The sequence below is a fragment of the Sphingomonas sp. UYEF23 genome (genome assembly GCF_040546165.1).
Lineage (GTDB): Bacteria > Pseudomonadota > Alphaproteobacteria > Sphingomonadales > Sphingomonadaceae > Sphingomonas > Sphingomonas glacialis.
In genome coordinates, this window is sequence record NZ_JBEPNG010000003.1 from 282,955 (window position 1) to 295,950 (window position 12,996).

The following is a 12,996-nucleotide window of genomic DNA, read 5'->3' on the forward strand; positions in this document are numbered from 1 at the left end:
TTGTTGTTGTCGCTGCGTAAGGACGTGTCGATGTTCAAGCGTTCGTTCCTCGGTTTCGGCGTTAGCGAGGGACGCATGGGGCGGTTCCTCGTGGCCTGCATGGCGCTGGGCTTTGCCGCCTTGGTCGCCGCCGGCGTCGCCGCCGGCTGGTCGACGGCGCAAAACGAGCGCCACACGCGCGACGTCAACCACACCTACGAGGTCGAACTGGCGATCGGGCGTGCGCGCGTCCTGATCGAGCAGAGCGAGACCGCGCGCCGCGGCTATGTGCTGACGGCGAAGCCGGTCTATCTCGCGACCTATCGCGCGGCGATGCGCGCGCTCCCCGCCACGCTCGACCGCTTGGCTGCGCAGACGCGCGACAATCCGCGCCAGCAGCGCAATCTCGCGATGTTCCGCCAATCGATCGACGATCTTTCGCGGCAGCGCGAAGTGACGATCGCGTTGACGGGCAATGGCGAAAGCGCGCGCGCGGTCACGGTGTTCCAGGGGGAAAGCAACGCGCGCCGGATGCTCGTGCTGCGCGCGCGCGCCGACGCGATGGTGGCCGAAGAACAGCGGCTGCTGGCCCAGCGCGACGCCGCGCAGCAATCGAGCGTCCGCATCTTCTATGTCACACTGGCGATCGCGGGGCTGCTCGTCATCCTCGTCGCGATCGCATCGCTGCTGATGGTGCGGCGCTATACGCGCGATCTCGCGACGTCGCGGGATGCGTTGCGGGACTTCGCCGACACGCTCGAAGAGCAAGTCGAGGAACGCACCGCCGATCTGACGCGCGCGAACGAGGAAATCCAGCGCTTCGCCTATATCGTCAGCCACGATCTGCGCAGCCCGCTGGTCAACGTGATGGGCTTCACCGCCGAGCTCGAAAGCGCGACGACCGAGATCGGCGCGCTGATTGACCGCGCCGAAGCGCGCGCGCCCGAGATCGTCACCGAAGATGCCCGGCTTGCCGCGCGCGAGGATCTGCCCGAGGCGATCCGCTTCATCCGCACCTCGACGCAGAAGATGGACCGGCTGATCAACGCGATCCTCAAACTGTCGCGCGAAGGCCGCCGCGTCATCGCGCCGCAGCGGCTCGACGTCACCGCGATGGTCGAGACGATCGCGGCGAGCCTCCAGACGCAGATCGAGCAACGCGGCGCGACGTTGGTGATCGACGCCCCGCTTCCCGGGCTCGTCAGCGATCGGCTCGCGATCGAGCAGATCTTCTCGAACCTGATCGAGAATGCGGTCAAATATCTCAGCCCCGATCGCCCCGGCCATATCGTCGTGCGCGGCAAGACGCATGGCAAGCGCGTGACGTTCGAGTTCGAGGATAACGGCCGCGGCATCGCGCCGAACGATCACCAGCGCGTATTCGACCTGTTCCGGCGCGCCGGCAATCAGGACCAGCCCGGCGAGGGGATCGGCCTCGCGCATGTCCGCGCCTTGGCGTATCGTCTCGGCGGCGTTATCGATGTGACGTCGGAGCTTGGGCGGGGGACAACCTTCCGCTTGAATTTGCCCAAGATTTTCGTCGACCCCACTACAGCAGCCACGCGGGAACCCCAGCAATGACCGATCATAAGAGCGTCAGCATCGTGATGATCGAGGATGATGAGGGGCATGCGCGCCTGATCGAGAAGAACATCCGTCGTGCCGGGATCCTCAACGCGATCACGCACTTTACCGACGGCACGACCGCGCTCGACTATTTGTTCAACAGCGCGGACGGCCCGCAGCGCAACGGCCCCGCGCTCGTGCTGCTCGATCTCAATTTGCCCGACATGAGCGGGACCGACATCCTTGCCAAGATCAAGTCGGCCGACGGCCCGCTGCGTCGCACCCCCGTCGTCGTGCTGACCACGACCGACGACAAGGTCGAAATCCAGCGCTGCTACGATCTCGGCTGCAACGTCTACATCACCAAGCCGGTCAACTATGAGAGCTTCGCGACCGCGATCCGCCAGCTCGGCCTGTTCCTGTCGGTGATCCAAGTACCAGACATCGAGCCTCAGGGGTGAACCAAGCCGCCGGCGCCGCGATCCTCTATATCGACGACGATGCGGGCTTGCGCCGCCTCGCCGTGCGGACGCTCGCGCGCTACGGCTATACGCTCTCGGTCGCCGAGGGCGGCGCCGAGGGCATCGCGCTCGCCCAGGCGGCGGTCGCCGAGGGCCGACCGTTCGATCTGATCGCGGTCGATCATTACATGCCGGGGATGGACGGGCTCGAGACGCTCGAGCGGCTGCGAATCCTGCCGGGAATGCCGCCGGTGGTCTATGTCACCGGCTCAGAGGAGGGCCGGATCGCGGTCGCCGCGCTCAAAGCCGGCGCCGCCGATTACGTCGTGAAGACCGTCGGCACCGATTTCTTCGATCTGCTCGCCAGCGCGTTCGGACAAGTGCTCGAACGCGCCGCGCTCGAACGCGACAAGGCCGCCGCCGAGGATCAGCTGCGCGCGAGCAACGCCCGGCTCGAGGCGCTGCTGCGCGAAGTCAACCACCGCGTCGCCAATTCGCTCCAGATCGTCTCGGCGATGGTCCGAATGCAATCGACCGCGCTCGCCGACGAAAATGCGCGGCTCGCGCTCGAGGATACGCAGCGCCGTATCGCCGCGATCGCCCAAGTCCACCGCCGGCTCTACACGAGCAACGATGTCGAGCAGGTCGATATGCGCGAATATCTCGGCGCGCTGGTCGACGAATTGGGCGAGACCTGGTCGACCCCGGGTGCACCGCGCGTGCTGTCGCTGGCAGCCGAGCCGATCCGCCTGTCGACCGACCGCGCGGTGTCGCTCGGCGTGATCGTCACAGAACTCGTCAGCAACGCGTGCAAATACGCCTATCCGACGAGCGGCGGCGAAGTCCGCGTGTCGCTCACCGGCGATGGCGACGGGCATTTCCGGCTCGCAGTCGAGGATGACGGGATCGGCATGGTCGCCGACGCCGCGCCGCGCGGCACGGGGGTCGGCACCAAGCTCATTCGCGCAATGGCGCAGAGCCTGCAGACGATCGTCGAATACGACACCGCGAACCGCACCGGCGTGCGCGCGACGCTCCGCGCGGCGCTCGGTTAAGCCAGCAGATCCGTTACCCCGGCCGTATGCCGGGGTCCACCGAGGTCGCGACCAATGCCTTCGATATCTGCGGCTCGGTGGATGCCGGGGCGAGCCCGGCATGACGGCGATGGGATACCGACTTGCCGCTCAGCGCGGCTTGCGGAACTTGAAGACGAATTGGTCGGTCTTGCCGCGGATCGCCGGGTCGAACACCTTGGCGCTGTGATCGTCGGCGGGATTGCGCAGCACGTCGCTCTCGCCGACGAACTGGAAGCCGGCCTTGGCGACCTCGGTCTTGACCACGGCCGGGTCGATGCGGTGCTTGGTGTCGGTTCCCGTCAGGCCAGTCCCCGCCGCATCGGCATGGTCGATTACGAGATAGGTGCCGCCGGGCTTGAGCGCCTTGAACGCCTCTGCGTTCATCTGGTCGATCCCGGCTTCGCCCGCGCCATTGTTGGCGAGATCGTGATAGTTCTGCACGGTCCAGATCAGGTCGACCGGTTCGGATGCCGCGACGATGCCCGATCCGAGCACCTTGACCGTCACGTTCGACAGATGGCGATCCTCGAGCGCGGTCGCGGACTTGGCGGCATATTTCGCCATCGCCGCAGGCCACACGGCATAGACATGCCCCGAAGCCCCGACGATCCCGGAGAAAGCGCGCGTCCAATAGCCAGAGCCCGGGAGGAAATCGAGCACCTCGTCGCCCGGGCCGACGCCCGAGAAGGCGAGCACTTCGGCCGCCTTGCGCCGCGCGTCATCGGTTGCCTGGTCGGCGCGCGCCGGGCTTGCAAGCGCGGTCGCGACCGCCTTCTGCGTCTGCTTCGCGCTGTGCACCGAAGCCGGAACCCCGGCTGCGCTTGCCACGGTGGCGATCAACGCCGTTGCCGCCACGCCCGTCAGAAATGCTCGCATCAACCCACTCCCCCTTGTGTTGTTGGTGGTACGCTAGACGTCGAGATTGGCGACGTTCAGCGCATTCTCCTGGATGAACTCGCGCCGCGGCTCGACCACGTCTCCCATCAGCCGCGTGAAGATCTCGTCGGCGACATCGGCCTGTTCGATCTCGACGCGGAGCATCGAGCGGACCTGCGGATCGAGCGTCGTCTCCCACAATTGCTCGGCGTTCATTTCGCCGAGACCCTTGTAGCGCTGGATCGCCAGACCCTTACGGCCGGCGGCGAGGATCGCGTCGAGCAGTTGCGAAGGCCGTGCGACCATCGTCGAGCCCTTGGCAGCGGTCGCCACCGGCGCCTGCGCCGGCGCCTCGGTTGCCGCTACGCCATCCTCGGCCGCATCGGCTTCAGCCTGCGCGGCCGCCGCTGCCTTGGACGAGACGATCCGTGCGGTCTGCTCATAGGCTTCCTGCTGCTCGACCGCGAGGCCATGCAGTTTCCGCGCCTCGGCCGAGCCGAGGAACGCGCCTTCGATGATGTGATGATCGGTCACGCCGCGCCACACGCGCTCGACATGGAAGCCGCCATCCTCGGCGAGCCTGGCCGACCAGCGCGCCTCGGGATCGCCGGCGTCGAGCCCGCGCACGACCTGGACGACGACTTCGCGCCGCGCCTCGAGATCGAGCGCCGGGTCGAGCGCACCCCCCATCGCCAGCGCCTCGACGATCGTCGGATCGTAGCGCCGCGGGATGTAGCGCATCAGCGTGCGCATCCGCCGCGCGTGATCGACCAGCATCCGCAGATCCTGCCCCGAACGCGAACCGCCCTGCACGCCTTCGAGCACGGTGCCGGCGACGCCCGCCTCGACCAGATATTCGTCGAGCGCGCTATCGTCCTTCAGATACACTTCCGAACGCCCGCGCGTCGCTTTGTAGAGCGGCGGCTGCGCGATGTAGAGGTGCCCGCCGGTGATGATCTCGGGCATCTGGCGGTAGAAGAAGGTGAGCAGCAGCGTGCGGATATGCGCGCCGTCGACATCTGCGTCGGTCATGATGACGATCTTGTGGTAGCGCAGCTTCTCGACGTTGAAATCGTCGCGGCCGATGCCGGTGCCCATCGCCTGGATCAGCGTGCCGATCTCCTTCGACGACAGCATCCGGTCGAAGCGCGCACGCTCGACGTTGAGGATCTTGCCGCGGAGCGGCAGGATCGCCTGGAAATGCCGGTCACGCCCCTGCTTGGCCGAACCGCCGGCCGAATCACCCTCGACCAGGAACAGTTCGGACTTGGCGGGGTCGCGCTCCTGGCAGTCGGCGAGCTTGCCGGGCAGCGAGGCGATATCCATCACGCCCTTCCGCCGCGTCAGCTCGCGCGCCTTCTTCGCGGCTTCGCGCGCGGCGGCGGCGTCGATGATCTTGGCGACGATCGCCTTGCCGTGCGCAGGGTTTTCCTCGAGCCATTCGGCGAGCTTGTCGGCCATCAGGCTTTCGAGCGGCTGGCGGACTTCGGACGAGACGAGCTTGTCCTTGGTCTGCGACGAGAACTTCGGGTCGGGCAGCTTGACCGAGACGATCGCGGTCAAACCCTCGCGCATGTCGTCGCCGGTCAGTGTGACCTTCTCCTTCTTGAGGAGCCCCGATTTCTCGGCATAATTGTTGAGCGTACGCGTCATCGCCGCGCGGAACGCCGCCATGTGCGTGCCGCCGTCGCGCTGCGGGATGTTGTTGGTGAAGGCGAGGACGTTCTCGTAATAGGAGTCGTTCCACTCGAGCGCGACGTCGATCGTCACGTCGTCGCGCGTTCCCGAGATCGCCACCGGCTCGGGCATGAGCGGCACCTTGTTGCGATCGAGATACTTCACGAACGCGGCGATCCCGCCCTCGTAATAGAGCTCGACCGTCTTGAGGTCGGCGTGGCGCGCATCGTTGAGATACAGCCGCACGCCCGAATTGAGGAAGGCGAGCTCGCGGTAGCGATGCTCGAGCTTGTCGAAGTCGAATTCGGTGATCTTGAAGGTGGCGGGCGACGGGAAGAAAGTGACGCGCGTCCCCTTCTTGCCGGGCGCGGGGCCAACGATCTTAAGCGGCGCCACCGCATCGCCGAACGCGAAGCGCATGTAATGCTCCTGCTCGTCGCGGAAGATCGTCAGGTCGAGCCATTCGCTGAGCGCGTTGACGACCGAGACGCCGACGCCGTGCAGGCCGCCCGAGACCTTGTACGCGTTATCGTCCGACGTGTTCTCGAACTTACCACCGGCGTGGAGCTGGGTCATGATGACCTCGGCCGCCGAGACGCCTTCCTCGGTGTGGATGCCGGTCGGGATGCCGCGGCCGTTATCCTCGACTGAGACCGATCCATCGGCGTTCAGCGTGATGTCGATCCGGTCGCAATGCCCGGCGAGCGCTTCGTCGATCGCATTGTCTGACACCTCGAACACCATGTGGTGGAGGCCGGAACCGTCGTCGGTATCGCCGATGTACATGCCGGGACGCTTGCGGACCGCGTCTAGGCCTTTGAGCACCTTGATCGAGTCTGCGCCGTAATCGTTCGTATTGGGGTCTTCTGCCATGCCGAGCATATAGGGATTCGCGGCACGAAACGGAAGCGAAATGGCACTTCCCGGCCCGGGACGCAGGCATCCTGGGCCGGATGCACTCACTTGCCCATGATGAAGGGCAATTGCCCGCCGCCCGCGCTATAGGTCGGCAGCTTGCCGTCCCATTTCTCGATCGCGCGCTGTCGCAGGATCTCGGGATTGGCGCGCAGCGCGTCGCCCTCGATCTGCGATGACTTCGCCTTGCCCTCGGCGTCGGCGATCCGCGCATCGGCATTGGCCTTGACCGTCGCGACATTGGCCTGCGCGGCGAGCGCGGCCTGCTCGTTGGCGATCTTGGTGTTGATCTGGTTGAGCACTTGATCGGGCACGCGGATGTTCGACGCCCAATAGAGTTGCTCGACATGCAGCCCGACGGGTTCGAAATAGCGGTCGACATCGCGTTGCACCGCCGACAGCAGCGCCGCCTTCTTGGGGCCATAGATTTCCTCGACGCCGAGCCCCGCGGCTTCCTCATTGAGCGCGCTGCGCACCGCGTTGCGCAACGGCCCCGCGACGATCCCCGCCATGTCGATCCGGTATTTCTGAAACAGGATCGGCGCCTTCACCGGATCGACGCGATACGCCACCGATACGTCGGCCGAGAGGTTGAGGCCGTTGCGATCCTGGAAGGGGAATTCCTCGTCGACGCCGGTCTGTTCGGTGGTCGACTTGGTCCAGGCATAGGTCGAGGTGTAGATCGGATATTCGAAGATGTTGGTGCCGAACGGCGTGAAATACCAGCCGACGCCGAGCGCATGATCGGCGACGCCCGCCGAACTGCCGAAATTGCTCACCTTGATCCCGACATGCCCCGGCTCGACGCGGCTGCACGAACTCATCGGCAAGATCGCGATCAACGGGATGAGCAACAAAGGGGCGAAACGAACGAGTTTAGTCATGGTCCTTGTCCAGCAGGAGGAGGGTGAACTCGCGTGTCAACGCGGTGACCGACAGGAAGCCGGCGACGAGCGCTGCGAGCGCGATCAGCGCCGCACCGACATCGGCCGCGTCGCTATGCAGGTTGAACAGCGTGGGGATGACGAAGCCGAAACAGGCCAACTCGCAGACGAGCAATCCCGCGCAGCGCAAGCCAAAGCCGACGAGCCACAGATCCAGCGATTTCATGGGAAGAGCGAGCCTTCGGAACGCCCCCGATAGGATGCCGGGGCCGCAGTGCATCGACGGATGCGCGAGGCGGAATATCTGCTTGTTACGGGTGCGCTACAACGCGAATCGGCATCCGCGGAGCGCAATCATGCATGCGTCGGCTGCACGATGAAAAACGGCCCCGGCGAGGATCGCCGGGGCCGTGAGTGGGATTAGAAGCGTTCGGCGCGCTGGCCGAGCAGGGTGACTTCGACACGACGATTCTGGCGCATCCCCTGCGGCGTCGTGTTGGGCGCGACCGGGCTCGCCTCGCCATGCCCGACGACCGAGAAGCGCGCACGCGTCACGCCCATCTGGTCGAACGCGGTGCGGACCGCATCGGCGCGGCGTTCGGACAGCACCTGGTTGTGCGCGTCGGTCCCCCGCGAGTCGGTATAGCCGTCGATCGCGACGCGCACGCCCGATTCCGATCGCAGGTAATTGGCGAGCGTCCGCAGCTTGTCGCTCGCGCCGGGGCGCAGCACCGCGCTGTCGGTGGCGAAGAGCACATCCTCGTCGAGCCGCATCATCGCGCCGCGCGACGTCTGGCGGAAGCCATAGCCGCGCATCGCGCCGCGATCCCAGCCACCGCCTTGCGGGCCACGCTGCTCGACGACGACGACACGGTCGCGCGACTCCCAGTCGAACCGGTCGCGACGCGGGCCGGCGACCTGGGTGAAGGCGCGGTTGGCGGCGTCGGCCTCGCGCGGCTGGACGCGGCCGTCGCGGTTATAGTCGAAATTGCGCATCACGAACGCGCGGCCGCGGTTGGTCTGACGCAGTTCGGGGTAGAGGATCGGCACGCCGGCGCCGATCAGGCGGTATTCGCGGTCGCCGTTGCGACCACCACCCCAATCCCAGCGGTCCTGCGCCGATGCCGGGGCAACGCCCGCGCCAAGCGCGATCGCGGCGGCGGTTGCGGCGAGAATGGTCTTGCGAAATGTCGTCATCGGATAGTCTCCATGGCCCCCGCCATACAGCGGCAGATGCACCCGACCGCTTGAACGCCGCGTGAGTTCCGCCGACAGCTTGCGTTCAGCCGCCGAGCGTGAGGCGCACCGCGTCGCGCCCGAGATCGGTGAAGAGCGCATCCTCGGTCCCCGTCATCCACACCTGACCCGTGCCCGCGAGCCGGTCGAACAACGCCGCGCGCCGCACCGGATCGAGATGCGCCGCCACTTCGTCGAGCAGCAACACCGGCGCGCTGCCGGTCCGCTCGGCGACGAGCTCGGCATGCGCGAGGATGATGCCGAGCAGCAGCGCCTTCTGTTCGCCGGTCGAGCAGAGACCCGCCGCCTGATTCTTGCCGAGATGCGTCACCGCCAGATCGGCGCGATGCGGCCCGATCAGCGTTCGCCCCGCAGCGGCATCGCGCGCACGGCTCTGCGCGAGATCGACGGCGAGCGTCGTACCGCCGCCGGTCCACCCCTCGAGCGCAAGCCCGGCGCGCGCGAACGGCCCGTCGGCCTGCCCCGCCAGGCGATCGGCAAGCGCCGTTACCGTGTCGCGTCGCGCGGCGTCGATCGCCGCGCCGTGCTCGGCCATCTGCGCTTCGAGCGCCGACAGCCAGTCGCGATCGGGCGGCAGGTCATCGGCGAGCAGCCGATTGCGTGCGCGCATCGCCGCCTCGTAGCGATTGGCGTGGACCGCGTGCCCCGGCGCGAGCGCGAGCGTCAGCCGGTCGAGGAAGCGGCGTCGCTCGCCCGCAGGTTCGACGAACAGGCGGTCCATCGCCGGGGTCAGCCACAGCACCGTCAGCCATTCGCCGAGCGCGGTCGCAGCGACGGGCGATCCCTGGACGCGAACGATCCGCCGCTCGGGCGCCGCGGCTTGCGTGCCCGTCGCGATCGCCACATCGCCGAGCAGGTCGGCTGCGACTCCGAAGCCGCCTGCCCCGCTTTGCCGTGCCATCTCGCCGAGCCCCGCGCGGCGCAAGCCCCGCCCAGGCGCGAGCAGCGATACCGCCTCGAGCACGTTGGTCTTGCCCGCGCCATTCTCGCCGGTCAGCACGACAAAGCCTGGGCCTGCGGCGATCGTCAGGTCGGCATGGTTGCGAAAATCGGTCAGGACGAGGCGCGTCAGCATCGCTGCGTGCCTTAGCCGGTTTTCACGTTGTGCCACCCGCCTTTTGCATCGCCACCCGGCGACGCCATGGCAAACCGATCAGGCCGGCCGGGTGGTCGCCTCAGGCGGCAAGCCGTTCGGGTGCCGCAACCGCGTCGCCGCGCGTGCTGAGATAGGAAGCGAGCTCGGGCCCAAGCTCGCGCTGCGCCTTGAGATAGGCGTGCGGCGTCGCGATGCCGAGCCGCGCCCGCGCCGCGTCGAGCGGTTCGGCGAGCAAACGCTCGTAATCCTCGCCCGAAATCCACCGCGCGCGCCGCCCGAGGCGATAGCCCTCCCACACCGCTTTTGCGAACAGCGTGCCATGCGTCACCTTGAGGCTCTTCAACGCCGCCGCGCCACCGATGAACGCCCAGCCCAGCCCTCCGACCTGCGCGTAGGAGAATGCGACGAGGCATGCCTCGCCCAGACTTTCGTCGGCCTTGTAGCCCGTCAGCACGTGCCAGATGTCGTGCGTGTCGCGAACGCGGCGGCCGAACCAGGCATAGGGATGCTGGACTTGATCCTCGCTGACGATCTGGCTGACCTCGACCAGACCATCGGCGGAATAGCCCGTCGTCGCGAGAAAATCGCGATAGGTGGCGCCGACCGTGCCGGGCGCAAAGCCAGCGACGAACGTCGGATCGCCCAGACGCGCGGCCAATTCGACCTGCTCGCTCGCGAGCCGCCCGCCGTCGCTCGTGGCGATCAGGCGCGCATAGTTACGCGGCGCGTTGCCGACGTTGAGCGCGCGCATGATGCGGAAAACTTGTGTCGTATCGTCGCCATTGGCGAGCAATTTGCGAATCGCGTCGAAAGCGGTGCGCCAATCGCGCCGTCCAGTCGTGCCGGGGAACGGGGGAAGCTTCGCCATGCGGGAATCCTCTACTGACAGGGTTGTCAGTAAGCGCTGACACGCAAAGTGTCAATATCGGCGATGCTTCGAGGCCATCAGTTGCCATAGAGCGGGCGGCGCGGAGAGGGCGATCGGCCGGTCGATCAAAACGAACGTCGCCCTGTCGCTGGCGAGGGAAGCACTAGCGCTAAAATAGTGCGGGCCGCACGTGCCGACCCCGCAAGAACGGCCCAACGGCCACGTCTCGCGGTGTGGCTCGAGCGGCCTGCGAGCTCAGACGCGCATCGGCATGAGCACGTACAGCGCCGACGACTTGTCGTTTTCGCGGATCAGCGTCGGGGCGGCGGCATCGGCGAGATGGACTTCGATCGTGTCGCCCTCGAGCTGGCCGAGGATGTCGAGCAGATAGCGGCTGTTGAAGCCGATCTCGAAGCCGAGCGCGACATATTCGCCGGGCACTTCTTCGGCCGCCGTGCCGTTTTCGGGGCTCGTTACCGACAGGATGATCTTGTCGCGGTCGAGCGCCATCTTGACCGCGCGCGTCTTCTCGGTCGCGATCGTCGAGACGCGATCGACGCCTTCCTCGAAGCTGCGCGGATCGATCTTGAGGATCTTGTCGTTGCCGGTCGGGATGACGCGGCTATAATCGGGGAAGGTGCCGTCGATCAGCTTCGAGGTCAGCAGCGCCTGGCCCAGGTCGAAACGGATCTTGGTCGGCGACAGCGACACGCCGACCGAACCGTCGACTTCGTCGAGCAGCTTGCGCAGCTCGGCGATGCACTTGCGCGGGATGATCACGTCGGGCATCGACTCGGCGCCCTCGGGCCGCGGCATCGTCACGCGCGCGAGGCGGTGGCCGTCGGTTGCAGCGGCCTTGAGCACGGGCCCCGCCCCGCCTGCACCGCCGTCATCGGAGACGTGCCAGAAGATGCCGTTGAGGTAATAGCGCGTTTCCTCGGTCGAGATCGCGAAGCGCGTCTTGTCGATGATCTGCTTGAGCGTCTCGGCGGGGAGCTCGAATGAGACGGGCAGTTCGCCCTCGGCGATCACCGGGAAATCGTCGCGCGGCAACGTGCCGAGCTGGAACTTCGCGCGGCCGGCCATGATCGTCATCTTGCCGTCGGCCGCGGCGAGGCTGACTTGGCTGCCCTCGGGAAGCTTGCGGCAGATGTCGAAGAAAGTGTGCGCGGACACCGTGGTCGCGCCGGGCTGGTCGACCGCGGCGGCGATCGTCTCGTTGATCTGCAGGTCAAGATCGGTCGCCATCAGCTTGAGGCCGCCCTCAGGCGTAGCCTCGATCAGCACGTTCGACAGGATCGGGATGGTATTGCGCCGTTCGACCACGCTTTGCACGTGGCTGAGGCCCTTCAACAGGGTCGCGCGTTCGATCGTCGCCTTCATGTCGTTCCCCCGGGCAAAGATCGCCCAAACATCCCACCGAATCTGCGCGCTTTTCGGCACATCGGGGGGCAATACGCCGTGTCCCTTTCCTTAAACATAAAAGGGGCCGGAGCAAGCGCTCCGACCCCCTTCTTGTCGCGGCAAAAGCTTGCCGGTCTGCTTCAGAAACGGACACCAACGCCAGCGACGACCTGGTGACGGTCGGTGTTGACGCTGAAATTGTTGGTGTTGCCGCCATTGGCGTATTCGAGCCGCGCATCGCCATAGTTCGAATAGCGATATTCGACCTTGGCATAGGTGGTGCGACCGATCTTCTGCTCGACACCGGCGCCGACGCGGTAGCCGTCGAGGTTGTAGTGGTTGCCGGTGGTGACGGTGCCGTTGTTCGCGGTCAAATCGAGCCGGGCGTTCGTATAGCCGCCCTTGGCGTAGATCATCGTCTTGGGGGCGACGACATAGCCGAGGCGCCCGCCGACATACAGATCGCGGCCGGTCTTGACGCGGCCATAGCCGAGCGCGCCGGCGCTGGTGGGGGCGTTGCTGACGTCGGCGGTCGACCCCGTCACTTCGCCCTCGACGCCGAGCACGACGCCGTGGAAGGCGGCGTCATAGCCGATATCGCCACCATAGGTCAGGCCGTCGGCCTTGCGGTTGCTGCCGATGTCCGAATTCGGGCCACGGCCGGGCTGCAGCTTGTCATAGCCGAGGATCACGCCGGCACGGGCACCGGTGAAGGTTGCGTCGTCACGCGGCGGCGGGGGGCCGTCCTGGGCGAAGGCCGGAGCGGCCAGGCCGAGCGTGAGCGCTGCGGTTGCAGCGGTGAGAGCGAACTTGCGCATTGGGGTAACTCCATTGGTACACATCCACCGATCCCTGGTGGGACTGCTCAAATAGGTGACGGCGCAGGCCGTTGCATGAACCTCAGACAACGGGATAAAGCGTTGCTTTTGCGCCACAC

The 12,996-nt window shown here is 66.5% G+C and carries 12 protein-coding genes; 3 read left to right on the forward strand and 9 right to left on the reverse strand.

What is annotated here, in order from left to right; all coding sequences use genetic code 11:
* Positions 1 to 30: 30 nt before the first annotated feature.
* Genes ABIB28_RS07455 through ABIB28_RS07465 form a run of 3 tightly spaced genes read left to right on the forward strand, consistent with a single transcriptional unit; the run spans position 31 to position 3,061 of the window.
* Positions 31 to 1,560, forward strand: a complete 1,530-nt coding sequence (locus ABIB28_RS07455) for a sensor histidine kinase (RefSeq protein WP_354287500.1) — start codon at positions 31 to 33, stop codon at positions 1,558 to 1,560.
* Positions 1,557 to 2,006: a response regulator gene (locus ABIB28_RS07460; RefSeq protein ID WP_133191362.1), complete on the forward strand. Its 450-nt coding sequence runs from the start codon at positions 1,557 to 1,559 to the stop codon at positions 2,004 to 2,006. Before ABIB28_RS07455 ends, ABIB28_RS07460 begins: the two co-directional genes overlap by 4 nt.
* Entirely contained in the window at positions 2,003 to 3,061 is a 1,059-nt protein-coding gene (locus tag ABIB28_RS07465) for a sensor histidine kinase (RefSeq protein ID WP_189676448.1), read from the forward strand. Before ABIB28_RS07460 ends, ABIB28_RS07465 begins: the two co-directional genes overlap by 4 nt.
* 129 nt (positions 3,062 to 3,190) lie before the next feature.
* Here ABIB28_RS07465 and ABIB28_RS07470 read toward each other — a convergent pair whose 3' ends face one another.
* From ABIB28_RS07470 to ABIB28_RS07510, 9 genes are all read right to left on the reverse strand, one after another.
* Positions 3,191 to 3,958 carry a class I SAM-dependent methyltransferase gene (locus ABIB28_RS07470; protein WP_354287503.1) on the reverse strand — a complete coding sequence of 256 codons (768 nt, stop codon included), beginning with the start codon at positions 3,956 to 3,958 and terminating at the stop codon, positions 3,191 to 3,193.
* Between the two features lie 33 nt (positions 3,959 to 3,991).
* Positions 3,992 to 6,508 carry a DNA topoisomerase (ATP-hydrolyzing) subunit B gene (gene gyrB / locus ABIB28_RS07475; protein ID WP_140850726.1) on the reverse strand — a complete coding sequence of 839 codons (2,517 nt, stop codon included), beginning with the start codon at positions 6,506 to 6,508 and terminating at the stop codon, positions 3,992 to 3,994.
* A gap of 86 nt (positions 6,509 to 6,594) precedes the next feature.
* A complete protein-coding gene (locus tag ABIB28_RS07480; protein WP_322161670.1) occupies positions 6,595 to 7,434 on the reverse strand; it encodes an SPFH domain-containing protein in 840 nt (279 codons plus the stop codon).
* Positions 7,427 to 7,660, reverse strand: a complete 234-nt coding sequence (locus ABIB28_RS07485; RefSeq protein WP_354287508.1) for a hypothetical protein — start codon at positions 7,658 to 7,660, stop codon at positions 7,427 to 7,429. Before ABIB28_RS07485 ends, ABIB28_RS07480 begins: the two co-directional genes overlap by 8 nt.
* Positions 7,661 to 7,854: 194 nt before the next feature.
* The gene (locus ABIB28_RS07490; protein WP_354287510.1) at positions 7,855 to 8,631 is read right to left on the reverse strand and encodes an OmpA family protein; all 777 of its coding nucleotides are present in this window, start codon (positions 8,629 to 8,631) and stop codon (positions 7,855 to 7,857) included.
* An 85-nt stretch (positions 8,632 to 8,716) separates the two neighbouring features.
* Entirely contained in the window at positions 8,717 to 9,766 is a 1,050-nt protein-coding gene (recF, locus tag ABIB28_RS07495; protein ID WP_354287512.1) for a DNA replication/repair protein RecF, read from the reverse strand.
* A 100-nt stretch (positions 9,767 to 9,866) separates the two neighbouring features.
* Positions 9,867 to 10,655 (reverse strand): Coq4 family protein, encoded by a 789-nt coding sequence (locus ABIB28_RS07500; protein ID WP_354287514.1) that lies wholly within the window; start codon positions 10,653 to 10,655, stop codon positions 9,867 to 9,869.
* 255 nt (positions 10,656 to 10,910) lie between these two features.
* On the reverse strand, positions 10,911 to 12,038 hold the full coding sequence (dnaN, locus tag ABIB28_RS07505) for a DNA polymerase III subunit beta (RefSeq protein ID WP_133191353.1): 1,128 nt from the start codon (positions 12,036 to 12,038) through the stop codon (positions 10,911 to 10,913).
* A gap of 161 nt (positions 12,039 to 12,199) precedes the next feature.
* Positions 12,200 to 12,877 (reverse strand): outer membrane protein, encoded by a 678-nt coding sequence (locus ABIB28_RS07510; protein ID WP_133191352.1) that lies wholly within the window; start codon positions 12,875 to 12,877, stop codon positions 12,200 to 12,202.
* Positions 12,878 to 12,996: the final 119 nt, after the last annotated feature.